The sequence below is a fragment of the Prosthecobacter sp. genome, from assembly GCF_044222565.1.
Classification (GTDB): domain Bacteria; phylum Verrucomicrobiota; class Verrucomicrobiia; order Verrucomicrobiales; family Verrucomicrobiaceae; genus Prosthecobacter.
Window position 1 is genome coordinate 78,081 of sequence record NZ_JBGANA010000001.1, and the last position, 22,793, is coordinate 100,873.

Annotated in this window: 18 protein-coding genes; 6 read left to right on the forward strand and 12 right to left on the reverse strand. The window is 61.0% G+C overall.

Going from position 1 to position 22,793, the window contains the following annotated elements; all coding sequences use genetic code 11:
• Positions 1 to 15: 15 nt before the first annotated feature.
• Genes ACILSR_RS00345 through ACILSR_RS00360 form a run of 4 tightly spaced genes read right to left on the reverse strand, consistent with a single transcriptional unit; the run spans position 16 to position 5,845 of the window.
• A complete protein-coding gene (locus ACILSR_RS00345; protein ID WP_395747729.1) occupies positions 16 to 2,055 on the reverse strand; it encodes a 3-hydroxyacyl-CoA dehydrogenase NAD-binding domain-containing protein in 2,040 nt (679 codons plus the stop codon).
• A 35-nt stretch (positions 2,056 to 2,090) separates the two neighbouring features.
• Complete coding sequence (locus ACILSR_RS00350) at positions 2,091 to 3,362, reverse strand: thiolase family protein (RefSeq protein ID WP_395747730.1); 1,272 nt, start codon at positions 3,360 to 3,362, stop codon at positions 2,091 to 2,093.
• A 4-nt stretch (positions 3,363 to 3,366) separates the two neighbouring features.
• Positions 3,367 to 4,854 (reverse strand): phenylacetate--CoA ligase family protein, encoded by a 1,488-nt coding sequence (locus ACILSR_RS00355; RefSeq protein WP_395747731.1) that lies wholly within the window; start codon positions 4,852 to 4,854, stop codon positions 3,367 to 3,369.
• On the reverse strand, positions 4,808 to 5,845 hold the full coding sequence (locus tag ACILSR_RS00360) for a patatin-like phospholipase family protein (protein ID WP_395747732.1): 1,038 nt from the start codon (positions 5,843 to 5,845) through the stop codon (positions 4,808 to 4,810). Before ACILSR_RS00360 ends, ACILSR_RS00355 begins: the two co-directional genes overlap by 47 nt.
• Before the next feature lie 85 nt (positions 5,846 to 5,930).
• Between ACILSR_RS00360 and ACILSR_RS00365 the strand changes: the two genes are divergently transcribed.
• The 3 genes from ACILSR_RS00365 to ACILSR_RS00375 are packed head-to-tail and all read left to right on the forward strand — an operon-like array spanning position 5,931 to position 7,253.
• Positions 5,931 to 6,206, forward strand: coding sequence for a hypothetical protein (locus ACILSR_RS00365; protein WP_395747733.1), 276 nt, complete (start codon positions 5,931 to 5,933; stop codon positions 6,204 to 6,206).
• Positions 6,203 to 6,661, forward strand: coding sequence for a Spy/CpxP family protein refolding chaperone (locus tag ACILSR_RS00370; RefSeq protein WP_395747734.1), 459 nt, complete (start codon positions 6,203 to 6,205; stop codon positions 6,659 to 6,661). Before ACILSR_RS00365 ends, ACILSR_RS00370 begins: the two co-directional genes overlap by 4 nt.
• A complete protein-coding gene (locus ACILSR_RS00375; protein ID WP_395747735.1) occupies positions 6,639 to 7,253 on the forward strand; it encodes an RNA polymerase sigma factor in 615 nt (204 codons plus the stop codon). Before ACILSR_RS00370 ends, ACILSR_RS00375 begins: the two co-directional genes overlap by 23 nt.
• Here ACILSR_RS00375 and ACILSR_RS00380 read toward each other — a convergent pair.
• From ACILSR_RS00380 to ACILSR_RS00395, 4 genes are all read right to left on the reverse strand, one after another.
• The gene (locus ACILSR_RS00380) at positions 7,247 to 8,623 is read right to left on the reverse strand and encodes a proton-conducting transporter membrane subunit (RefSeq protein ID WP_395747736.1); all 1,377 of its coding nucleotides are present in this window, start codon (positions 8,621 to 8,623) and stop codon (positions 7,247 to 7,249) included. The genes ACILSR_RS00375 and ACILSR_RS00380 overlap by 7 nt on opposite strands.
• 15 nt (positions 8,624 to 8,638) lie before the next feature.
• Positions 8,639 to 9,937: a proton-conducting transporter membrane subunit gene (locus ACILSR_RS00385; protein ID WP_395747737.1), complete on the reverse strand. Its 1,299-nt coding sequence runs from the start codon at positions 9,935 to 9,937 to the stop codon at positions 8,639 to 8,641.
• 30 nt (positions 9,938 to 9,967) lie between these two features.
• The gene (locus tag ACILSR_RS00390; RefSeq protein WP_395747738.1) at positions 9,968 to 12,895 is read right to left on the reverse strand and encodes a DUF2309 domain-containing protein; all 2,928 of its coding nucleotides are present in this window, start codon (positions 12,893 to 12,895) and stop codon (positions 9,968 to 9,970) included.
• A 411-nt stretch (positions 12,896 to 13,306) separates the two neighbouring features.
• A complete protein-coding gene (locus ACILSR_RS00395; RefSeq protein ID WP_395747739.1) occupies positions 13,307 to 13,516 on the reverse strand; it encodes a hypothetical protein in 210 nt (69 codons plus the stop codon).
• Between the two features lie 161 nt (positions 13,517 to 13,677).
• Here ACILSR_RS00395 and ACILSR_RS00400 point away from each other — a divergent pair, with 161 nt between their 5' ends.
• Entirely contained in the window at positions 13,678 to 15,297 is a 1,620-nt protein-coding gene (locus ACILSR_RS00400) for a SulP family inorganic anion transporter (protein ID WP_395747740.1), read from the forward strand.
• Positions 15,298 to 15,349: 52 nt separating this feature from the next.
• Here ACILSR_RS00400 and ACILSR_RS00405 read toward each other — a convergent pair whose 3' ends face one another.
• The 3 genes from ACILSR_RS00405 to ACILSR_RS00415 all read right to left on the reverse strand — a co-directional run bounded on the left by ACILSR_RS00405 (position 15,350) and on the right by ACILSR_RS00415 (position 17,968).
• Positions 15,350 to 16,663, reverse strand: coding sequence for a sensor histidine kinase (locus ACILSR_RS00405; RefSeq protein ID WP_395747741.1), 1,314 nt, complete (start codon positions 16,661 to 16,663; stop codon positions 15,350 to 15,352).
• A 14-nt stretch (positions 16,664 to 16,677) separates the two neighbouring features.
• The gene (locus tag ACILSR_RS00410; RefSeq protein ID WP_395747742.1) at positions 16,678 to 17,214 is read right to left on the reverse strand and encodes a carbonic anhydrase; all 537 of its coding nucleotides are present in this window, start codon (positions 17,212 to 17,214) and stop codon (positions 16,678 to 16,680) included.
• Between the two features lie 112 nt (positions 17,215 to 17,326).
• Entirely contained in the window at positions 17,327 to 17,968 is a 642-nt protein-coding gene (locus ACILSR_RS00415; protein ID WP_395747743.1) for a response regulator, read from the reverse strand.
• A gap of 108 nt (positions 17,969 to 18,076) precedes the next feature.
• Between ACILSR_RS00415 and ACILSR_RS00420 the strand changes: the two genes are divergently transcribed.
• Positions 18,077 to 20,167, forward strand: a complete 2,091-nt coding sequence (locus ACILSR_RS00420) for a TonB-dependent receptor (protein WP_395747744.1) — start codon at positions 18,077 to 18,079, stop codon at positions 20,165 to 20,167.
• A 146-nt stretch (positions 20,168 to 20,313) separates the two neighbouring features.
• Here the strand turns inward: ACILSR_RS00420 and ACILSR_RS00425 are convergent, their stop codons facing one another.
• On the reverse strand, positions 20,314 to 21,600 hold the full coding sequence (locus tag ACILSR_RS00425) for a Y-family DNA polymerase (protein WP_395747745.1): 1,287 nt from the start codon (positions 21,598 to 21,600) through the stop codon (positions 20,314 to 20,316).
• 233 nt (positions 21,601 to 21,833) lie between these two features.
• Between ACILSR_RS00425 and ACILSR_RS00430 the strand changes: the two genes are divergently transcribed.
• Positions 21,834 to 22,652 (forward strand): PEP-CTERM sorting domain-containing protein, encoded by an 819-nt coding sequence (locus ACILSR_RS00430; protein WP_395747746.1) that lies wholly within the window; start codon positions 21,834 to 21,836, stop codon positions 22,650 to 22,652.
• Positions 22,653 to 22,793 lie beyond the last annotated feature (141 nt).

Here is a 22,793-nt window from a genome sequence, read left to right on the forward strand (position 1 = left end):
CTGAGTGTGTGTGTTTTAATAATCAATGATGCCCGTATCCCGGGCGAAAGTGATGGGGCCGCCGCGGAAGGGCGGGTAGCCGGTGCCGAGGACCATCGCGAGATCGATGTCATAGGCGTTGCGGGCGATGCCTTCCTTGAGGCAGCGCATGGCTTCCTGACTGATCAGCAGCGCCAGGTTGGTCTGGATGCTTTCGTGCCTTGGCAGATCCGAGTGCGTGGTGTCCGCTATCTCATGGCCTTTCTCGTAGCGATAGAAACCCTGGCCCGATTTTTTCCCGAGATGTCCGGCGCTGACGAGCTTGTCCAGCGCATCGGTATGGGGGAATCGATCCGGGAAGGCATCGGCCAGCGTTTTGGCCACATGCGCGGCCACGTCGAGACCGATTTCATCGAGCAAACGCATGGGCCCCATGGGCATGCCGAACTCGAGCATGGCTTCGTCAATGTCTTTCACAGGAATGCCTCCTTCATGCAGGCGCACGGCTTCCATCAGGTAGGGCACCAGGATTCGGTTCACCAGGAATCCGGGGCTGTCTTTGACGACCACGGGAGTCTTCCCGAGCTTCTGCACAAAACTGACCGCCGTGGCCAGCACGTCCGCAGATGTCTCGGGCAGGGTGATGATCTCCACCAGCGGCATGCGGTGCACGGGATTGAAGAAATGCAGGCCGATGACGCGCTCCGGATGCGGCACTGTGCGCGCCAGCTCAGCCACGGAAAGCGCGCTGGTATTGGTGGCCAGGATGGTGTCTGCCGAAACACGGGCGGCGAGGTCGGCGAAGATTTTCTTTTTCAGCTCCATGCTCTCGGTGGCCGCCTCAATGATGAGATGATGGCGGTTCAAGGGCACCGGGACGTGCGTGGTGCTGATGCGGTCCAGCGTGTCGCGGGCCTGCACTTTCGTCACCAGCCTGCGGCGCGTGGCGTCTGAAACGAGGCCATGAATCCGTTCCAGTCCACGCGCGAGGCTGTCGTTGGAGACGTCCGTCATGAGAACACGGACGCCACGCGAAGCGAGTGTATGCGCGATGCCAGCGCCCATCACACCGGCACCAATGACGGTGGCGTCATGGATGGGCAGGGCGGTCCCGCCGGAGGCAGGACGTTTGTTAGCTTCTTCGCGCTTGAAAAAAAGATCGATCAACCGGGCCGAGTCGTGGCTCTTGATCAGTTCGGCCACGGCATTTCGTTCCAGCTGCAGGCCGTTTTCCACGTCTCCATGCACCGCCTCGGTGACGACTTCGACCGCCTTCGTCACCGAAGGGTAAAGACCGCGCGTCTTTTCCTGCACCTTGCGCTCGGCCAGCATGCCCACGATCGGGGAGAGCAGATTCTCGAAACGAAAGCGTGGCGTCGGCTTCTTCTTCCGCACCAGGCTGCGGGCCAGCAGTTCCAGACGTTCCGGCGCCACCACGTGGCTGACGAGCCCCGCATGCTTCGCAGCGCTGGCATTGAGCAGCTTGCCGCTGGTGATGAGATCGAGCGCCTTGCGCACACCGATGAGGCGCGGCAACCGCGTGGAGCCACCCCATGCCGGAAGTATGCCGAGCTGGGTTTCGGGCAGGCCGATCTTGGTGCTATCACTGTCGCTGGCGATGCGCCAGTCACAGGCGAGGGTCACTTCAAAGCCGCCGCCCATGCAGGCTCCGTGGATCGCGGCCACCTTCGGCACCCGCAGGCGTGCGAGGCGGTCAAACACCGCCTGTCCGAGCCAGATGAGTTCATTCACCCGAACATTTTGCATGTTGCGGATGGCCTTGATGTCGGCCCCTGCGATGAAGATACGGTCCTTGGCGCTGCGCAGCACCAGCGCCTTCACACGCGTGTCATGCTCGATGGTTTCCAGAAGGTGATTAAACTCGCGCAGTGTCTCCTCATTCCAAACGTTTGCGGAAGACTTGGGGGAGTCGAAAGTAATCCAGGCGATGCCATCGTGATCGATTTCATGCCGAAAATGTTTCGGCGATACAGGATGACCTTGATGAATGATGTCCGCCAGGACATGAGGGGGATCATGAATGATGGCGGGGCAGCTGGTGAAGAACGTTTTCATGGCTTTTAGTTGGATGAAAGTTTTGTGCTTTATATTCATAAGGCTTCCAGGCACGCCGCCATGCCCTGACCACCACCAACGCAGAGGCTCACCACGGCGCGTTTGCCGTCATTGGCCTGCAGTTGATTGAGGGCGGTCTGAACCAGGCGTGCTCCGGTGGCACCCACCGGGTGACCGAGCGCGATGGCACCGCCGCAGGCGTTGACCTTGGCGGGATCGAGTTCGCCGAGCGGGGCCTCCAAGCCGGCGCGGCGGGCGCTGGCGGGATCGGAGAGGCACTTCATGACGGCGAGCACCTGGGCGGCAAAGGCTTCGTTGATTTCGAAGACGTCCGCATCGTCCAGCTTCCATCCGCTGCGGTGCAGCGCGGCATCCAGCGCGCGCACCGGGCCGAGGCCCATGCGTGCGGGGTCGCAGCCGGTGGCTGCATAGCTGACCAGACGGCCCAGCGGCTTCCAGTTGTGTGCTGCCGCGGCTTCTTCCGTGGCAACGAGGAGCGCCACCGCGCCATCGGTGATCTGGCTGGAGTTGCCAGCGGTGACGCTGCCGGTGACGGTGTCAAAAAGAGGCTTGAGCTTGCCGAGTTTTTCGAGGCTGGAGTCGGGGCGAATGCCGTTGTCCGCGTCCACCACATGCTTGCCCAGCACCGGTGCGATTTCCTGGTTGAGCAGGTGGTTTGCCTGCGTGGCGCGCAGATGGCTGCGCATGGCAAAGACGTCCTGCATTTCCCGAGTGATGCCGAACTCACGTGCGAGCACCTCGGCGGTCTGCCCCATGTTCAAACTGGAGACGGGGTCGGTGAGACCGAGCTTAAGTCCAATGACAGGAGCAAAGTCCGAGGGGCGGAAGTGCAGAGCTGCCTTGGCGCGGCCGCCGAAGTCGCGGGCGCGGTTCATGGCGGTGAATTTTTCCACCGCGGGACGGGAAAAATAGAAGGGCATGTTGCTCATGCTTTCCGTGCCCCCGACCACAAAAACCTCCCCCTGCCCCGCGCACATCTTGGCATGCGCGAGAGTGAGGGCCTCCAGACCGGAGGCGCAGTTGCGGTGCACGGTCATGGCGGGCTTCGACTCCGGCAGGCCTGCGCGCAGGGCGATGACACGGGCGATGTTCATGGCTTCCGGCGGCTGGCCCACGCAGCCGAGAATGGTTTCATCCACCAGCATGGGATCGATGCCCGTGCGTGTGAGCAGAGCCGAGACGGCATGCCGGCCCAGATCCACGGCGTCCAGGGAAGCAAGATCCGAGCCTGCACGAGAGAACGGCGTGCGGGCTGCGGCAACGATGACGAGAGAAGGCGTTTTCATGGCTTTAAGAGCTGAGTGCCACATGGGATGCGGCGGGTTGATGTTTGGGGCGGTGATCGACGAGCTTTTCCTCTTTCAGCAGGCGGCCGATGCCGAGCTGCTCACGGAGTTCGGCCAGCGGATGGAAGTGCAGTCCGTTCGGAGTGATCTCCGTGGCCTCATGAAAGCGGCGGGAAACAGCCAGCTGGAGCTCGGACTCGCGCACTCCGGGTTCCGCAGTGAGGTGCAGATGCACTTCGTCCGTGTCGAGCGGGTCGTCATGGCGCTTGCGGAGTTCGATCTGCCAGGCGGCGATGCCCTTCTGATCGTCCAGCAGATGCTCGAGCAGGTTAAAGTTCACCAGCGTGCCCTTCAGCTTGTCCACATGCAGCTCGCGGACTTCGCTGACACGCGAGATGGGTCCAAGCAGACGCGGGCAGGTGCGGCCGCAGTTGGGGCATTTTTCCCAGGTCATGCCGCCTTCGGCAATGTCTCCGGTGCGGTACCGCAGCACGACGGTGCCGCGGGCGTTCAGGGGCGTGAAAACGATCTCACCGGCCTGGCCGTCAGGTACGACGACACCAGTTTTGGGGTCCACCAGCTCCACCATGCCAAGGTCCGGACTGAGGTGATAACCGCTGGCATCGTTCGAATGCCCGACGCATTCAGGGAACGCCATCTTGGCCTCGGTGAAACCGTAGGTGGCCATCACATGGGCATCAGGACTGCCCAGCAGGGAGGTGAGCTCGAGGAGGCGCGCACGCAGACCATCCGCGACTTTTTCACCGCCGAGAACAATGCGTTTCAGATTGGGCCACTGCCTGCCGGTTTCATAGGCTTCCCGCAGCACATGGTACATAAAGGTGGGCATGCCGATGAGGATGTCCGGCTGGATCTTGTCGATCAGCTTGATGTTGCCTTCGGTGCCGAGGGTCTTGCCACCACCCGTGCTGAGCATGAAGGTGCCAAAGCCGAGGCCCGCATGATGAGCGAGCCAGAAGGCAAGGTGCGGCGCATAAGGAAAGAGGTTGATGTGCTTGAAATCCTTCTGTGAGCGACCGGCCAGCATGAGACGGCTGCCGCTGATGTCGAGATTGTGCAGGTCGTGCTTGGTGTAGAGAAACGGCACCGGGTCAGACGAACGGCCCGTGGTGCTGGTCAGGAGAATGGGACGGAACTCTGCCTCCGCCTTTTCCTTGGCCGCAGCGCGACCGTGCAGCAGCGCAGTGCCGAGCATGCCAGGCTCGCGGCGCAGCACGGCCTCCTCGGGCACGAGCACAAAGTCACGCGGATTGACGAGATCCTTTTTTGAAGTGAAGGGCACGCGGCTCCAGTCTTCATACGACCGGATGTCCCGCGGATCGATGGCGTGCTCGCCAAAGAAGCGGCGGTAGTGGGGGCTGAAGGGAATGACGCGGTGCTGCAGATAATGGCGCAGCTCCTTGAGCTGCCACTCACGCCACGCCTCATGCGGCGTGTCGTTCCAGTCGGGCATGTGATGGAGAAATTTCATGGCTGATTGTCTCCTGGTTGAGGTTGCTGTCGGTCTGAAGCAGTGCGCGGATGGCAGGGAGCGCGGCGAGCGCCGCCTCACGACCTGCCTGCAGGTACTGCTCAAAATGTTCGTAGTCATGCCACGTCGAGCTGGCAAAACGTGGATGAATGACCACATCCGCCGCGGCTTCTTCCTTCGCGATGAGGTGCAGCTGAGCCGCCATCAGGGCCCGGCGGAAAGTGTCCAGCACATTGCCGTCGGCGAGCAGGTTCACCTTCTGCCAGAAGGACCGGAAGATGCGCGAATAGGCGCGGGCCGCGGGTTTGTCATCGTGGATGAAAGCTTGGTCGCCTCCGGACGCCACATCTGCCGGAGTCGGCATGACATTGACGGCGATGATGGCATCGAGATTGAAGCGTTTTTTGAGCAGCGTGACGGGCAGCGGCTCGGAAACTCCGCCATCGGTGTAGCGGCGGTTGTTGAGCCTGACCGGGGCGCACACCGCCGGGATGGCTGAACTGGCATGCACCGCATGCGAGACAATGCCGGAGTCAAAAACATACGGAGTGAGCCGGTCCAGGTCCGTGGCGACCACCAGCAGAGGCTTCTCGAGATCGGCGAAAGTCTTGTCCCCGAGATCCCGCTCCAGATGCTTGCGCAGTTTTTCACCGCGGATCAGCCCCTCCGAGGGAGGGATGTTAAAGTCCATGAGGGCTTTGAGGGTGGGCCGGTCCTTGATCTCCCGGGCGCGCTCCTCCAAATCCGCGCCACTGAGACCTGACGCCCACAGGCTGCCTACATAAGCCCCCATGCTGCAACCTGCGATAGCGGTGATGGGTACACCTGCCTCTTCCAGCACACGGATCACGCCCACATGGGCCAGACCGCGTGCGCCGCCACTGGAGAGAACCAAACCGATCCGGGGTGCTTTGCCACCCCCTGAGCCGTGCCTGGCTCCCTCTTCGGCACGACTCCATCCCCGGAAGGGAAGCTGGAGCTGCGTGTTCATGGCCTGCTGGGTTGTTGGTGTTTTAGACCGTCAATGTGAGAAAAAGATTCAAATATTGCGATTCTTTGTGCATAGATCGCACGCCATGAACCATTCGGATCTAAGCCGCATGCTCAAACATGCCGCCACCGCCCCTCCGGCGGGGGCACCCGTGACATTGCAGGAGGCGATCATGGCCCGGGTCCGGAAGGACGACGGCCGCGAGCGCCGCTGGCGCTCGTTTGTACAATGGCTGCTGATTCTGGCCGCTGCGTCCGGCATCATCACCGCTGGCATGATCGGCTGGGTTCTGGCATCCCGGGACACCACGCACACCACGCCGCCTGCCATGGAGCTTTTCCGCACGGGAGGGCCCCAATGAGCTCGCGTCTGAAATGGATGCTCATCTCGGTGTTTTTCTCCGCCACACTGGCAGGAGGCACCGCATGGCTGGTCACGGACTGGTTCCTGCACCGACATGGTGAAAGCCATGCGCACGATCACGCACCAACGGATCTGCATGCGTGGATGCATGAGCACCTCGACATTACTCCGGAACAACATGAAAAGCTCGCGCCGCTTGAAGATGAGTTTGAGAAGCTGCGACTGAAATTGAAGGAGGAGATCCGGCAGGCGGATGTGGCGCTGGCACAGACCATCCGTGAACCAAAGGTGGATGAAGCCGCGATGAATGCAGCTCTGGACCGGCTGAACAAAGCCCAGGGCGCGCTGCAGCGTGCCACGCTGGAGCATTTCTTTGTGATGAAACGCTACCTGCGGCCCGCGCAGGCCGGCAAACTTCTCGAGTGGACCCATGACAGCCTCACCCGCGATTGACGCCATGCTGGCGCCGCAGGCAGCAGCAGCCGCTGATGATTCAGCGGAGGCGCTGCACGTCCGCGCCGCTCAGGCGGGGGACATGGCGGCCTTTGAGTGGATCGTGCGGCAGCATGAGGAAAAGCTCTTCGGCTTCTGCTGCCGCTGGCTGCGCTGTGTGGAGGATGCGCGTGAAGTCTGCCAGGATGTGTTTGTGCGCGCGTGGCAGGCGCTGCCGGAGTTTGAGGGGCGGGCCCGGCTTTCCACATGGCTGTATCAGATCGCCCTGAATCTGTGCCGTGACCGCGCCAAATCACGCAGCGCAAGACAGCGCGAGAGCACCACGACGATCGACCACCTCGAAGAACAGCCTGCCTGTCCCCAGAATGCTCCAGATGCGAATGCGGAATGGCGCAGCGAGATGCAAAAGCTCGAACGCGGCCTGGCCCTGCTTCCGGAAAAGCTGCGCGCCGCACTGATGCTCTCCGCCATGGAAGGACTCAGCCATGAAGAGTGCGCACAGGTGCTGAACTGCTCCGTGCGCGGCACGGAAGGCAGAATCTATCGTGCGCGGCAGATGCTGCTGCAGTGGTGGAATGAGGAGTCTCAGTGAGCAGAAGCAGCAGGAAGCGCCTTTTCAATGCTGTTTGCGGCATCTGAGCGCCAGCCGATGACCACCCGTGGCATGAGGCCACCCAAGACCAGAAAGAGGATGCAGGCTGTCAGAGGCCAGCGCTCGCGAGGCAGGGCATCGGGGATGTTGATGACGTGTTTTGGCAGCACGCCGAGAAAGAGGGTGTTGTACAAGCGCAGCAGGTTGATGGCATTGAAGACAGTGGCAATGAGCAGCACGATGCCGGCGCTGAGGTGGTTTTGCAGCATGCCGTGGAAGATGAGCTCCTCGGCGCAGTAGCCCAGCGTGCCGGGAAGACCGACGAGAGCGAGGCCGCAAATGAGGAAGAAGGTGGCAAGACGTGGCGCTTTGGCGGCAAGTCCGAGATGCATCAAAGGGTCTTCTGTGCTGCTGACGCGTACCTCCAGCGCACGAACGATGCAAATGAGTCCTGTGGAGGCAGAGGCCACCACCAGCCAGTGCGTGAGCGCACCGGTGACACCTTCGATGTTGGTGCTGGTGATGCCCGCCAGCATGAAGCTAGCCTGGCTGATGCAAAGAAACGCAAGAAGACGACGGGGCTTGCTTTCAGCGAAGGCGCGCAGACTGGCGATGCCCACGGTGGCAACGGCTGCCATGCTGAGGAATTCGAAGGCATGGTGTGCGGACTCAGAGAGAGAAGCCACCTCAGCGCGCGCCACGAGCACGACGCCGAGGTGGCCGTTGAAAAGCAGGGCCTTGGGCAGGAGAGGGCCGTGCTCAAAGGCATGTACAACGCCAGCGTGGAGGGGGAAAAGGCCCTTGCGACAGACCACTGCGATGATGAAAAAGAGGCACCCAAGTGTACCATATTTGGCAAAACCGGCGGATGAGGGAGCGCTCCAAAAAATCACGGCGACAGTCAGGGCGAAGCAACTGGCAAGGCGAATGCCGACGGTGAGACGGGTCTCGCGCTGACTGCCGAACATGCCTAATGCAAACGGCAGGCAGGAAAGCCACCAGCCAGCGACCATGGGAACCCAGGAGGCGGCGGCGTAGGCAGTCTGCACGGAAAGGGAGATGAGCAGCATGCCGGCAGGAGCCCGGGCCGAGGTATCTCGCCGAGGAGCCAGGACGATCACGAGGAGGGTCAGCGCGGCGTAGAAGGCCATGGGCACGGCATTAAGCCCGTCGGCCTTTAAGAAGGGCAGCAGAGGATCGTGCAGGATGCCCGCACCAGCTTCATGCGCGGCAGCGAGAAAGGAAACAAAGGCCAGCACTGCTGCGGCAACTGCGGTGCGGCGAGGCCGGGTGGCTTTCCACGATGCCAGAACTCCGCCCAGCAATGAAGCCAGGGCGAGAGTGAGATATGGCAGTGAAAGGTGACTCATGAAGCGGGTCCGGGATCAGCGGTCGTCCGCCTTTTCCAGAGGCGTGCGGGGTTCGAATATGGCGAGCCAGCGAGCCAGCGCCTGAACAGGAGCGACGATCCAGCGGTCCACGATCGCATCATAAAATCCGCGTCCCAATGCCAGGCGGTAGAGCCAGACCTGCACGGACTGAGGCAGCAGGGATTCGTAGTGGCTGCCGGTGGGGGTGAACCTGCCGCCGGCTGCGGCATGAACGCGGTGGTAGTCTCGCAGCATGGATGGCGTGCGCAGGAACTGGAGGGTGCGCAGCGTGGCATGACTGAGGAGGTGAATGAGAGCGAAGGTGGTCCAGCCGAGGCCGATCTCGACAAAGATGAGGCCGATCTGAGTCTGGGCGGCATAGGCGAGCGAGGTCTTGGCATCGGCACAGGTGCGATGGACGAGGGTGCCGAGGAAGGCGGTGGCGAGACCGGTGATGATGATGAGCCCGATGGCGATCCATGAATGACGGATGAGAGGCTCGATGCGCAGCAGCAGGTAGGCGCCGGTGTGGATGGAGATGGCCCCATAGAACACGGCGCTGGAAGGGGTGGGCCCCTCCATGGCCCGAGGCAGCCAGCCCCAGAACGGACCTTGCGAAGATTTTCCGCCGGCGGCGATCACAAGCAGCACGGCGACGACCGTGCCATGGATGCTGTGGGCACCCTCAGCGCCGAGCAAGCCCGCCCATGAGGTGGTGCCGAACCAGTGGTGGGCCAGGAAGATGGCCATGAGCATGAACAAATCCGCGACACGGTAGGAGGCAAAGACCCAGAGGGCATTGCGCACGGGTTCAGGCCGATACTGGAAGAATCCCACGAGGAGCACCGAGGTGATGGCCACGGTTTCCCAGCCGACAATGAGGAGGTCCAGCGAGTCTGCGGTGAAGACGAGCAGCGCGCCAAAGGTGAAGAGATGCAGCAGCAGGAAGAAGCGGAGGAAGCCCGGATCCCGATGCAGGTAGCGCACGGAAAAGAAGGCAACGATGCTGACCAGCGCCACGGTCAGGCCCACAAGCGGCAGGGAGAGATCGTCCACCAGAAGCGAAAGCGGATAGCCATAATGACCCACCGTGAACCAATCTCCCACGTTCACCTGCATGGAATGAATCCCATGAGAATTCATGGAGAAACCGATTCCCACCGCCAGGATGGCGAGAAGCGAGTAAGCCGACTTGGTGATCCACGCCATGACGCGTTCCGTGACAGCACCACCCAGCAGCCAGACAAGGCTCAGCCCGAGGAAGAGCGCACCGGGCGTGGCGATGAGAAGCGGGATCAGGGTTTGGAGAGGCATGAACAAAGGCGAGATGTGGCAAAGGAAGGGTTACGCAGCGCGGGGGTCGATTCGAGCCAGAGGGAGGTGCTCCCTTTTACCGCGATACCAGGCCTGTGAGCTGGAAGCCACGGGAAGCGGCTCTTCATTTCCCTCCAGCTTTTTGAAGACACCCTCGCGGTAAACCTCCACGTGGCCATCATCCGGGTCCATGGTGGCGATGCGGATCCACTGGTTGCTCACGATTTCGCTGAGCTCATGAGAGGCGCGGATGACTTTCATGAGACGGGCAGGTGTGGTTTCGACAATGAAGAGCACGCGCACCGGCTCATGGATTTCAACTGCCTGCGAGGGCAGACCTGTGCGCAAGTCGCTCTGGTAACCGTTCATCACGCCGAGGAGGCCGTTGATGTTGTGAGGGAGCTTGGTTCCGCTGCCGTAAATCTCATTGTCCACAGTGGAGAAGTAGTAATCGAGATTGATGCTGCAGCAGACGGGAAGCGCCGCACCAACCGCATGCGCGAGCCCTTCATCGCCGGGGTCTTTGGTGGCGTCGTAGGAGACAAGGAAGGCGCGGCGGTCCATGAACAGTCCTTTGGTGATCTCCCGCCGTCCGACGAAGGTAACGGCATTGGTGCAGTGGCCGTACTCCGGCCGGGGCTCGCCGATGTGCTCGGCGCGCTCCTGAACATGCCGCAGGCTTGAGTCTGGAGTGATGTCATGCCCTGCCGCCGCGAAACGGCGTGAGCGTTCATGGGCATTGAGGGCGCGCGCCTTGTCCAGCGACTGATGGACGCGCAGGAGATCGCCGTGATGAGTCTCCGGCAGAAGATCCAGGTCGAAGAAGTGGATGTCTTCGCTGCAGGTGTCGTGATAACCGCCCAGAAACCAGGTGTCTTCAGGAATGATGACGCCTCTGGCGCGCAGAGCCTCGCGAACGGCGGGGCGGTTGGCCATGATGGCAAAGAGGCGTGCGTTGGGCGCGCCACTGTGGCCACCGCAGGCCTGGCAGCAGTAGGCGGACTCGTAGGGGTTGTTGAGGCTGGTGGAGCCATGGCCCAGGATGACGACCAACCTGGCATGCCCCTTGTGAAGACCTGCGGGCCCAAGCACCGCATAAACACAGTCAGCCTGCTGCTGGATGGTGATGCCGGTCATGAGCCCGGTGGTGGCACCGCGCGAGGCAGTGTCGTCGCTCATGAAGGCAAACTCGGTCCTGGGCGCCGGCAGGAAGGAGCGGTTGAGCCATTTGATCAAGCGGCCATAAGACAGCGGAGTGAGCACACGCAGCGCCAGCGGGAAGAGGCTGAGGAAGCCGAGGCAGGCCGTGCTGACCCAGCCGCGCACGAGGGTGCGCGAGGAGATGAAGCCATGGCGCACCACGCCAGCCCATGCCCGGCGCAGCCCCTGGCGCTGCTTGTGCACATGAGCCTGATCCTGCACCGGGACCTCGCGCACGGAATGCGTGGGATCAATCACCACGGGGCAGTAGGAGACGCCGCATGGGTCATCGATGCCGGCATAATGGATGGCCACGCCGAAGAAGCCCGCGACGCCGACCGTCTCGATGGCGGGATCCACCTCTTCCAGCGCACGGCGCATGGATTCCTCACGGTCGTCCATGCAGAAGATCACTTGAGCAACGAGGCGGCTGCTATGCGGAAAGACGCTGGGCATGTTGCGATGCCTGGCGAGCGGAATGAGCACGCGACGCTCATGGCGACGCTCATAGGCTAGATGCAGCAGAAGCCGGCGCTCGATCTCATGACACGCGAGGATTTCCTGCGCGAGACGGGCTATTTCCTCCTCTGAAAAAGCCATCAAGTCATGGCTGCTGATGCCGAGGAGCTGAGCCACATCAAACACACGGGCCGTATGGGTCAGAGGATCAAAGCGTGGGACTGGAACAAGGGTGGAACGCCATGCGGCGGTGTCTCCCGCGACGTGGGTGAGAGCCGCGATGGTGTAGGTGAGACGGAGCGCGAGAAACTCCATGACGGAGCAGCGCACACGATCATGCGGAGCCAGCGAGGGATCCTGCTCAAGCATGCGAATCATGGCCGCCCACCCCCGCAAAGCGAGTAGCTCCTCGGTGAGAAACTCCTGCCACTGTGCGAAGGGCACATCGAGCCGGGCGAGGGCCTCCAGAACGACGGCATCCGCGTCCATATTGGCCGCCTCCTGGCGCAAGAACTCAGCATGCACGCCACTGAGATGGGCCGGGAAGATGGCAAATGCCTGAGGCATGATCAAGCGCGCGGCGCGGAGGAGGCCTTTGTCGCGATGCGGCATGGGCCAGTAGGCGATGCCTTGATCAAGATAGGCGGCGGTGAGGCGGATGAGCGGCGGGTGGATGAGCGCATCCAAGTCGATGCCCCGCTGTGCGAGCACGACATCGCGCGGACGTTTTGGCGGCGCTGCAGGTGGAGCGGGCTGAGGCTTGACCCGGGCGAGGCATGCCGACCAGAGCGCCTGGGGGGAGTCCCCACGCAATGCGGAGGCGGAAGCCGGGGGAAGATCATCACGGAAGGCATCCAGCCAGCCGCCCTCCTCCAACTGCCAGGAGATATTGATGCCATTTACGCGGCGCACACCGGGTGTGAGCATGGCACGGCGGAGCTGATGCCGAGTGAGCCTGCCGGGGAGGATTTCGGTATCGGGCTCGCGGGCGAGGACAGCGTCGATGTCTTCATCGAGAATGCGGCCTCTGGCGCGGTCTGTCTGATAGGTTTCCTCGGAGAGGAAGGGCTCGGCTTTGAAGAGGTTTCCGCCCTCGATGACCGCCTCTTCAAATTTGCGGTGCTGGAGAGAGAGAAGGGTGTTGTAATGAATGAACACCCCCAAAGGGCCCTGAATGGGCAGGAAATGAGCCGCATGATCCACCACCCGGCGGAGATGCTCAAGCCGCCCCTCAGCCGGCTGAGTCTCCTGCCTGGAGTCTTGACAGCCACAGGTGCTGGCATGGGTGCGGGTGCTCATCGAAGATCAAAAGCCTATATAAAGCGGACAGGGTTGAAGCGCCATCCCTTGATCAAGGGGTATTCAGAGCCGGAGCGTGGGGGCGCGGGGGGGCACCTGTGCGCGTGACTTGCTTTTCGCTCTCGGAACAGCCTCTGGGTGAAGCGGAGGGCCCTGGCGTGAAGGGGAAGTTTTAGCGCAAGATTGCGGGACATTGCGCGGAGTTTTGGAGGAAAGAAGTTTTTGGGCAGCTCGAGCCGCACAGAAGATTGCCTTCGGCGCGCTTCGCGAGGTGCGGACCACTATGCTGACGCCTTTAAGATGTCCCAGTTGTTTTTCCAGCGGCCTGGGCTCTTGGCGGAGGACAGCCGGAGAAAACGACGCAGATGGTAAGCCCCCGGAGCACGTGCGGCGGAGCATCCGAAATGTCGGTCACATGCTTGGGCAGCAATTCGAAAAGAGAATGCTGAAAAGACGCATCCGATTGATGGCATTGAAAGCCGTGGCCACACCGACCCAAGGATGATTTTCCATGGCCTCCTGGAACAGCAGGGAGAGACATTCGTCGAGTTTTGAGGAGCCTTGAGTAGTAAGAAGTTGCAAAACGGTGTCGCGAAGGTCAGGCTCGTTGTGGTGGGTCATGTATGAGTTTGAGTTGGATGTGCTTGGCTACACCCCGACACACACCACACTGGCCTATCTCTCGCCACAGCAGGTGCGTTGCAAGGCAAGAGCCCTTTTTAGAACAGACTTCCCCCTCATGACGCACTGCATCCATTTCCTTCAGTAATTCAAACGACCGCATGTCCACACCCGCTACCGCTTCAAAACCCGAAGGCCCCGTGCCAGCAGGCAACTTCGCCGGCTTCAAAGCTTATTTCGGCAAAGACATCCTCTCTGGTTTTCTGGTCTTCTTGATTGCTCTTCCACTGTGCCTTGGCATTGCCAAAGCCAGCGGCTGCCCGGCCATCGCGGGAATTTTTACAGCAGTGATCGGCGGCATGCTCACCCCCTTCCTGAGCAACTCTGAGCTGACCATCAAAGGGCCGGCGGCTGGCATGATAGCCATTGTGCTGGGCTCGGTCAGCGAACTGGGCTATGAAAAGATGCTGGCGGTCGGCGTGGTCTCGGGGTGCCTTCAAATCATCTTTGGCTCTTTCAAGCTCGGAACTCTGGGTGAATTTTTCCCTGTGGCGGCGGTGCATGGCATGCTCGCGGCCATCGGAATCATCATCATTTCCAAGCAGATTCACATTGCCCTGGGAGTGGCCGTCCACGCGAAAGAGCCGCTGGAATTGCTCGCAGAAATCCCAGACAGCTTCATTCACATGAACCCTGTGATTGCCCTGATTGGCGGGATCGCCCTGGTGATTTTGTTCGGGCGAATGTTGATCAAAAACAAATTTGTTCAAACCGTCCCGGGCCCCCTGATTGTCCTCCTGGTCGCAGTTCCGCTTTCGTTCTATTTCGACATTGGCCACAAACACATCTACCAGTTCCAAAGCCACTCCTTTGAAGTAGGTCCGGACAAGCTGGTCAACCTGCCGCTCAACATTCTTGATGGCATCAAATTCCCGGATTTTTCCGCCATCACATCCGGTGCCAGCATCAAATGGATCGTCATGTTCTGCCTCATCGGAAGCCTTGAGTCACTGCTCAGCGCCAAGGCCGTCGATCTGCTTGATCCCTGGAAGCGCCGCACGAATTTGAACCGCGATCTGCTCGCCATTGGCCTCGCGAATACTTTGGCCTCCTTCATCGGCGGCCTGCCGATGATATCAGAAATCGTCCGCTCCTCCGCCAACCGCAACAATGGCGCCCGTACCCGCTGGGCCAACTTCTGGCATGGCACGTTCCTGCTCTTTCTCGTGGCCAGTGTGCCCTGGCTGCTGAACAACATTCCGCTCGCTGCGCTGGCAGGCATGCTTGTCTTCACCGGCTATAATCTGGCATCCCCAAAAGAATTTCATCACATGTGGGAGGTGGGCAGAGGTCAGCTGATCGTATTCGTCGTTACTTTGAGTGTAACCCTCGCCACCGATCTGCTGATTGGCATAGCAACGGGCATCGTCGTGAAACTTTTGCAGCATGTCATCAGCGGCACGTCCTTTGGCAACCTCTTCATCCCACATGCCGAGATCATGGAAGATGGGGACCACCCCGTCATGCACGTCAAAAAAACAGCCATTTTCAGCAACTGGCTTGGCCTCCGCAACCATCTTTACTCACTCAATGACCATGCCAGGGTGAAAGTCGATCTCTCAGACACCGATCTGGTCGATCATACGGTCATCAAGAAACTCGAGGAAATGGTGCAGGAGTGGAAGATTGAAAATCGCGAACTCATCATCGCTGGACTCGAAGACCACGTCCCTGTTTCCACCCATCCGCAGGCAGCACGGTACCGCCGTCAGTCCGTTTGAACAAGCTTCCTGGGTGGCGGAGCCAAAAAGCGATCCGGTCCCGCCCTCCTGATCAGACAGCGGGCGTTTGGAGCGGAATCACCACCTCAATGCGAAGTCCCTGAGGCAACACACTGGTGGCGGTCAGCTCGCCGCCAGACTGGCGGGCGCGGGCGCGCATGCCGACCATGCCGAGGCTGGGGCTGTAAATGATGTCTCCGCTGTGATTGGGGAGGCCTTTGCCATTGTCTTCGATGGTAAGGCAGATGCCCTGCTCCCGCCGAGTGAGGGAAATCTGAACTTCGGTGGCCTCCGAGTGGCGTGCAATGTTGGTGAAGGCCTCCTGCGCGATGCGGAAAAGATGCGTCTCCGCTTCATCCTCCAGGCGGCCGGTGAAGTCTGATGAGTAATGAACCTTCAGCCGAGTACGCTGACCAAATTTTTCCGCCAGCCAGCGCAAGCCGGCATCGAGGCCGAAGTCATCCAGGATCACCGGACGGAGCAGCTGTGAAAGCTCGCGCACATTGGCGATGGATTCATCCACCAGATGCAGGCAGTCGGCGCGCAGGGATGGCAGGTCTTGCGTGGAGCCTTTGGTGAGATTGGACCGCACCGCAGCGAGGGACTGCCCCAGCTCATCATGCAGTTCGTGGGAGAAGCGTCGCGCGGCCTGCTCCTGCGTCTGCAGCATGTGCCAGGAAACGCGGCTCAACTCCTCGGACTGCCACCGGATGCGCTGAATGCTTTTGCGGGCAAAGGAAATGGTCAGGATGGCGGAGATGGCGGCCAGGATGAAGCTGGAACCCAGCAGCAGTGTGGACTCGTCGCTGAACTCCTGGGACTGCAGTTCCAGCTCGTGCTCGGTGTTGGTGAGATGCTCCGAACTGCTGATGATCAGCTTGTTCACCAGCTCCACCACCCGGCCATGATGCTTGAAAAGCGTGTCCAGCTTGTCCGGCTGCACGGGCTCCTGGCTTTCCAGCAGGCGGTGAGACTCCCGGGTGAAGGCCTTGACACCGCGGTCCAGCTCCTTCCACAGGTCCGCACCTGCCAGCGAGCGCACTTCCACCCCCAGCCGGGAGATCTGGCGGTCGCTCTCATCGAGCTCCTGCAGCAGCCTTACCAGGTCCGCACGTTTCAGTTCAAAGTGCGCAAACTGATGCAGCACCGCCGTCATGGTATTTTCCTCCGACTGCACGTCCTGCCGCAGCCGGGCGATGAGGAACTGGTCCCGCGCCATCTGCTCCACGCCGCGCCGGATGCCCTGGCTTTGCCGCACCGCGATGAGCCCCGCCGTGCCGAGCAGCACCATCACCAGCAGGAAGCCCAGCGCGAGCACACGCAGCACGTAGCGCTCCGTGATCCGCAGAAAGGTGAAGGACATCATGGCAGGAAGAGGGCTCAAACGGCCTCAACCGTGGGAATGGAAAGCGGCGGGCAGCTTGAATTTGGAGTTTGAAAGAACGACACCATGCCGGTTTGAATATCATACAATGCTCCCACAATCATCAGTTTTCCTGACTGCACCAGATTCGCCTGGGTGCTGCTGCGCTCCGTGATCATGCGCATGGTGCGCAGCACGTTGCGGCGGGAGACTTCATTCGAATAGGCGGCCTTCTCCTCGGGCTTCCAGGTGCCGCCGCGTTTGCAGGTGCCGAGTTCAACCAACTGCTGGATCTCGGTGACGAGGGAGTCGAGGTTCACACACCCTGTCGCTTCCGCGGCGGTCCGGCTGCTGCAGATGAGATCCACGGCGGCATTCACCGCGCCGCAGGACGTGTGGCCCATGACCAGGATCAACTTTGCACCTGCCACGGCGCAGCTGTACTCCATGCTGCCCAGCACCTTGTGGCTCGCAACATTGCCCGCGATGCGGACGCTGAAGATGTCCCCGAGGCTGAGGTCAAACACCAGCTCCGGAGTGAGACTGCTCGGCACCGCGCGGCTGCTGGCAATCGCCTAACATGAATGCGCGGCAGCGTCGTTGGTGACGATGCAGTGCCATCCCATCTCCCCTGCCTCGGCTCTTTCCAGGAGCCATTCCCTCCAATCAATCAATCAATCCATTGCGAATGGAGAACCGCACCAGCTCACCGATGGAATGCAGGTTCAGCTTTTCCATGATGCGGCCGCGATGCGCCTCAACCGTATAAACGCTGAGGTTCAGAACGGAGGCGATCTCCTTGTTGGTCTTGCTTTCGGAAATCATCTGCAGCACCTCGCGCTCTCGCGGGGAGAGAAGGTCGATCGGGTTGGTGACGTGCTTGCGGTAGTCGTCCAGCACCGCATCGCTGACTTCCGGACTGAGGAAGCCTTTGCCATTGGCAACGGCGCGGACGGCGGCGAGGAGATCGCTCTCGTTGCTGTCTTTCAGCAGGTAGCCATTCGCACCTGCGCGCAGCATTTCGCGTACATAGACCGAATCTTTCTGCATGGAGAGCGCGAGAATGCGGGCCTTGGGCACCGCCTTGGTGATCTGCCGTGCGGCCTCGATGCCGTTGAGTTCCGGCATGGTGACATCGAGTACCACCACATCTGGCTGCAGGTCGATGGCTTTGTCCACGGCTTCGCGTCCGTTCGCAGCCTCGCCCACCACCTCCATGTCCCACTGGGCGGCGAGGATCATGCGGAAGCCATTGCGGACCACGGCGTGGTCATCGGCAAGGAGGATGCGGGTGGTTTTGGCGGCCATGGGAAAGAGACCATAGCCTGACTGCGGCAAAGCGCAAAAACTGCGGTCATTTTATGGGAAGCGCGCCTGCAGGTCGTCCCAAAGTTGCTCACCCTTATCCCAAACTGCATGCCCGCCTTCCGACCTTCCACAGCCATTTTTTGCCTGATGCTGACCCCGTGGCTGGGCCATGCCCAGACCGCCGTCGAGACACCGAAGGCCACCGGCTCGCTGGCGGAAGCGGAGGAGTTTGAAATGCCGGAAATCGTCATTGAAGGCAAGGCGGAGAGCCTCATCGGCATCGCTACCTCCGCCTCGAAAGGCCAGACCAGCGCCAAGGAACTGCTGGCACGCCCCTTTTCCCGCCGTGGCGAGCTGCTGGAGAGCATCCCGGGCTTCATCGCCACACAGCACAGCGGAGACGGCAAGGCCAACCAGTATTACCTGCGCGGCACCAATCTGGACCACGGCAACGACTTCGCCATCTACGTGGACGGCATGCAGGTGAACCTGCGCAACCACGCCCACGGCCAGGGCTATGCGGACATGAACTTCCTCATCCCCGAACTGGTGGGACAGCTGGACTACTGGAAGGGCACCTACTTCGCCCAGCATGGAGACCTCAGCTCCACCGGCGCGGCGCGCTTCAAGCTGGTCGATTCCCTGCCGCAGGGCATCCTGAGCACCACGCTCGGCCAGTTTATGTACGAGCGCACACTGATCGCCGACACCATCAAGACGGGTTCCGGCCTGCTGACCGTGGCGTTTGAGCACCAGTACTACGACGGTCCCTGGCAGCTCCCGGCCAGTGCGATGCGCCTCAATGGCTTTGCCCGCTATCATTGGCAGGATGCCACGGACAACGTCAACATCACGCTCATGGGCTACCGCGGCAAATGGGACTCCACCGACCAGGTGCCATCCCGCCTGATCGGCAGTGTCATCGACCGCTACGGCAACGTTGACCCCACTGACGGCGGCAACTCGCAGCGCTACAGCCTTTCGCTCGACTGGGTGCATGAAGGCGACCACACCACCACGCGCACCAACCTCTATGGGGGCTTCTACGACCTGGACCTGTTTTCCAATTTCACCTACTTTCTGGACAACCCCGTGCAGGGAGACCAGTTTGAGCAGAAGGATCACCGCTGGTTCGTGGGCGGGCAGGTGGCGAACGACTGGCGCTGGGATGCCCTGGGGCAGGAGCAGCGCCTCACGCTGGGGGTGCAGATGCGCACGGACTTCATCAGCGGCCTGGGCCTTTATAACACCACCCAGCGCCAGCGCTGGAACGCCATCAGCGTCAACGACATCATTCAGGACACCTGGGGCGTCTTTGCCGAGGCGGAGCTGAAGCCCACGAAATGGCTGCGCATCATCCCCGGCCTGCGTGGCGACGTGATGCAGTTTGAAGTCACCAAGAGCAACATCACCGGTAACACCGGCTCCGTCGTCAGCGGCATCCTCAGCCCGAAACTGAACGTCGTTTTTGGTCCGTGGAAGAAGACGGAGTTCTATCTCAATGCAGGCAGTGGCTTTCACAGCAATGACACGCGAGGCGTGGTGGGGGGCATCGATCCCGCGACGGGGCTGGCGTCTCCGCGCGCCACCCCTCTGGTGCGCACCTACGGGGCCGAAGTGGGCATTCGCAATGAATCCATCCCCAAGCTGGTGAACACGCTCTCTTTCTGGACCCTCCACAGCGGCTCCGAACTGATCTATGAGGGGGACACAGGCTCCTCCACCCCAGGGCCATCCTCGCAGCGTTTCGGCATCGAGCTCTCGAGCTACTGGCGGCCCAATGACTGGACCATGCTGGATGTGGAGGCCACCTGCACCCGCGCCTACCTGCTCACACAAGATCCGTCCCACCAGAACGTTCCCAATTCCATCCCTTACACCCTGAACGCCGGCATCACGCTCGGCAAGGCGCAGGGACTGTTTGGCTCCCTGCGCGTGCGCTACATGGCCCCGCGCCCACTGGATCAGGTGCTCGATGTGTACTCCCGCGAATCCATCCAGGTGAACGGCCGCATCGGCTACCGGCACAAGAACTTGGAGTTTGCGCTGGATTGCCTCAATTTGCTCAACCGCAGCGACTACGACGTGGCCTACTACTACCCCTCCCAGCTTAAAACGGACGCCGCCCCTGTGAACGACGTCCACGTCCACCCCATCGAGCCCCGCATGTTCCGTCTCTCGGTGACCTACCGGTTTTGAGCGGATCACAGGAGCAAAACGGGGGTAAATGAGCCCTGTGAGCCTGAGCCCAGCGGGAGGTCCAGTGGGTGTGAGCCTGGGAAACACCCCATCGCACGCTCCGCAGCCTCTGGCTCAGCGGCGCCAAAAATGTAACGTCAACAATGTTACTCCCTGAACTCCTCGCGGTCGGGGATGCGGGTGAAGGCGATCTTGGTGCCCGAAAAGGTGCGCACCGTGTCAGGTGTAAAGCCGATCACCACGGAGTCGCGGCCGAACTTTTGGTTAATGCTGTCCAGCACGTGGCTCAGTTTTTCACGCTGCTCCTTTGAGGCCGATTGCCCCGCTGACGGGAAGAGTTCCAACTGGTGCGGCGTGGCTTCGGCCACCAGTCCATACAGGGTTACGGAAACCTTCTTCACGCGCTGCCAGCGCCCCTGCCGCATCACCCGCTGCCACAGCTCGGCCAGCAGGCGCGCCATGACGATGCTGTCCGCCCCTTCCTCAAACTTCCCCTGCGCCTCGCAGCGCGGCCCGTCCTCCAAACGCACGCTCAGGTGCAGGTGGCTGGCGCGGTACTTCATGCGGCGCAGGCGGCTGGCAGCCTTGAGCAGCAGCCTGCGCGCCACGATGCCCGCAGCCGGTGGCGGGCGCAGCTCCGGCGCCAGCACGTGACTGTGGCCGATGGTGCGAGTCGCTGTGGGCACGTCGTCCTCTGTGGCGCCGCCGTGGAGTTCGTGCCAGAAGCGGTCCCCGCACACGCCGCCCCAGGCGCGGTGCAGGGTCTCCCTTTCGGCGTCCCACAGTTCCTCCATGGTGCGGATGCCGCAGGCCCGCAGGCGTGGCTCCATGCGGCGGCCGATGCCGCAAAGGTCGCTCAATTTCAGCTCCAACAGGCGCCCCGGCAGCTCTTCTGGAAGCAGCACCACGAGGCCGTCCGGCTTCTGCATATCGCTGGCCACCTTGGCCAGAAAGCGGTTCGGGGCCAGGCCGATGGAGCAGGTGATGCACTCGCCCACCCGCTCCCGCAGGCCGCGCTTGATGCGCCGGGCCAGGTCCTGCGCCACCTCCAGACGGCGGCGCGGAGGGTCGAGCTTGCAGGCCATCTCATCAATGGAACAGATCTTGTGCACAGGATAGTGTCGTTCCACCTCCTTGATGACCTCGTGATGGTATTCCACGTACTTGTCGTGGCTGCCCTTGACGGTGATGAGGTCTGGGCAGCGCCGGCGCGCTTCGCCGATGTTGGTGCCCGTTTTGATGCCGAATTTCTTGGCCTCATGGCTTGCAGCAATGGCGCAAGTGGCGTCGGAGTCCACCGGCACGACGGCGACTGGCCTGCCACGCAGCTCAGGGTGCAGCTGCTGCTCCACACTGGCGAAATAGCTGTTCAGATCGAGATACAGCCAGTCCACAGCGGACGCGGAATCTGAAGGGGTGTCGGGCGATGCCATGGGTGGAAGGCACAATCGTCGCAATCCAATAACTGTTCAATAGAACATTTTATTTCCATGGGCTTCAGCGAGTTCCGATTACTTCGCCTTTCCTTCTATTTCAGCATAATTAATTCAAAAATTCATAACTGATTCTCTTTGCAGAGAACATTTTTAATTATAATATGTCGTGTATTAATGGCTTAGGGTCGCTAAATCTAGATTTAATGTTAAATATGCTAAAATTATCAACCATGAAATCCTTATCTGCAACTCGTTCGCCGCAACGCCAGCCGTTAGCCGGTCTCGTGGCTGCTCTCATGCTCGCATCACCTGCTTTGAGTTCTGCATCCACCATCGAGCTGAGCCAGCCCTACACCCCGGCTGGTCAGAACTACTCCATCACGGCCTTGCAAAGCATGAACCCTCTGACTTTGCAGGGTGCTATGGCGATGGGGGCCAACCCGAATGTGAACCTGGATTTCCAAGGTGGCTTTGGCGTCCGCTACACCAACTCCTCCGGCAGTCTCGTCGATTTCGGCATTGGCCTCTATTATGATGCGGGCTGCAACTCTGGTCTGCAACTTTCCAGCACCGGCCTGAACGTCCAGTTTAACCAGACCATCTCCAGCCAGGGACTTTTCCTGACCATTGGGCATCTGGGCTTCTCCGATCTCTCCACCGATTTCAGCACCGGTACGGTGGCACCCACTATCAGCGTCAATGGACCTTCCGGGCCATCGTTTTTCAGTGCACACGACATTCTGGCCAATCATGCGCTTACCCTACTGACCAGCTATGACCCCATCGCCCAGACCGATCTTTGGAAGATCGACGTGCATGCCTTGGTAGGAGACGCCTTGGTCAACAACGTCACTCTGGGGGCGGACATCCACAACGGAGGAGGAGCTACCATGACCGTTCCGAGCGATCCTTACTTCCTTGTGTCCGCCAATGGTGGAAACTGTGCCATGATCCCCGAACCGGGCTCGGCATTCCTGATTTTGAGTGCCGGTCTTGGCTGCATGATCATCACCCGCCGTCGCAATCGCAGCCTGATTTCCGCCCGCTGACCCAGCGCCAGCCATTCCTCTCACGAAAAGCCGGACGAGATGCGAGTCTCCTCCGGCTTTTTCGTGCTCCTTTAAATCCGCTCCTCCCAGTCCGTGCCCATGGTTTCTGGTGAAAACGCCCAAGCTACCGTGGACGCCACC

What these genes read in the sequence shown, in the direction of transcription:
- ACILSR_RS00395 (WP_395747739.1), bottom strand. Translation starts at nt 13,516, where the DNA reads ATGACCCACCACAACGAGCCTGACCTTCGCGACACCGTTTTGCAACTT.
- ACILSR_RS00430 (WP_395747746.1), top strand. Translation starts at nt 21,834, where the DNA reads ATGAAATCCTTATCTGCAACTCGTTCGCCGCAACGCCAGCCGTTAGCC.
- ACILSR_RS00385 (WP_395747737.1), bottom strand. Translation starts at nt 9,937, where the DNA reads ATGCCTCTCCAAACCCTGATCCCGCTTCTCATCGCCACGCCCGGTGCG.
- ACILSR_RS00365 (WP_395747733.1), top strand. Translation starts at nt 5,931, where the DNA reads ATGAACCATTCGGATCTAAGCCGCATGCTCAAACATGCCGCCACCGCC.
- ACILSR_RS00390 (WP_395747738.1), bottom strand. Translation starts at nt 12,895, where the DNA reads ATGAGCACCCGCACCCATGCCAGCACCTGTGGCTGTCAAGACTCCAGG.
- ACILSR_RS00370 (WP_395747734.1), top strand. Translation starts at nt 6,203, where the DNA reads ATGAGCTCGCGTCTGAAATGGATGCTCATCTCGGTGTTTTTCTCCGCC.
- ACILSR_RS00375 (WP_395747735.1), top strand. Translation starts at nt 6,639, where the DNA reads ATGACAGCCTCACCCGCGATTGACGCCATGCTGGCGCCGCAGGCAGCA.
- ACILSR_RS00425 (WP_395747745.1), bottom strand. Translation starts at nt 21,600, where the DNA reads ATGGCATCGCCCGACACCCCTTCAGATTCCGCGTCCGCTGTGGACTGG.
- ACILSR_RS00415 (WP_395747743.1), bottom strand. Translation starts at nt 17,968, where the DNA reads ATGGCCGCCAAAACCACCCGCATCCTCCTTGCCGATGACCACGCCGTG.
- ACILSR_RS00400 (WP_395747740.1), top strand. Translation starts at nt 13,678, where the DNA reads ATGTCCACACCCGCTACCGCTTCAAAACCCGAAGGCCCCGTGCCAGCA.
- ACILSR_RS00380 (WP_395747736.1), bottom strand. Translation starts at nt 8,623, where the DNA reads ATGAGTCACCTTTCACTGCCATATCTCACTCTCGCCCTGGCTTCATTG.
- ACILSR_RS00355 (WP_395747731.1), bottom strand. Translation starts at nt 4,854, where the DNA reads ATGAAATTTCTCCATCACATGCCCGACTGGAACGACACGCCGCATGAG.
- ACILSR_RS00420 (WP_395747744.1), top strand. Translation starts at nt 18,077, where the DNA reads ATGCCCGCCTTCCGACCTTCCACAGCCATTTTTTGCCTGATGCTGACC.
- ACILSR_RS00345 (WP_395747729.1), bottom strand. Translation starts at nt 2,055, where the DNA reads ATGAAAACGTTCTTCACCAGCTGCCCCGCCATCATTCATGATCCCCCT.
- ACILSR_RS00360 (WP_395747732.1), bottom strand. Translation starts at nt 5,845, where the DNA reads ATGAACACGCAGCTCCAGCTTCCCTTCCGGGGATGGAGTCGTGCCGAA.
- ACILSR_RS00405 (WP_395747741.1), bottom strand. Translation starts at nt 16,663, where the DNA reads ATGATGTCCTTCACCTTTCTGCGGATCACGGAGCGCTACGTGCTGCGT.
- ACILSR_RS00350 (WP_395747730.1), bottom strand. Translation starts at nt 3,362, where the DNA reads ATGAAAACGCCTTCTCTCGTCATCGTTGCCGCAGCCCGCACGCCGTTC.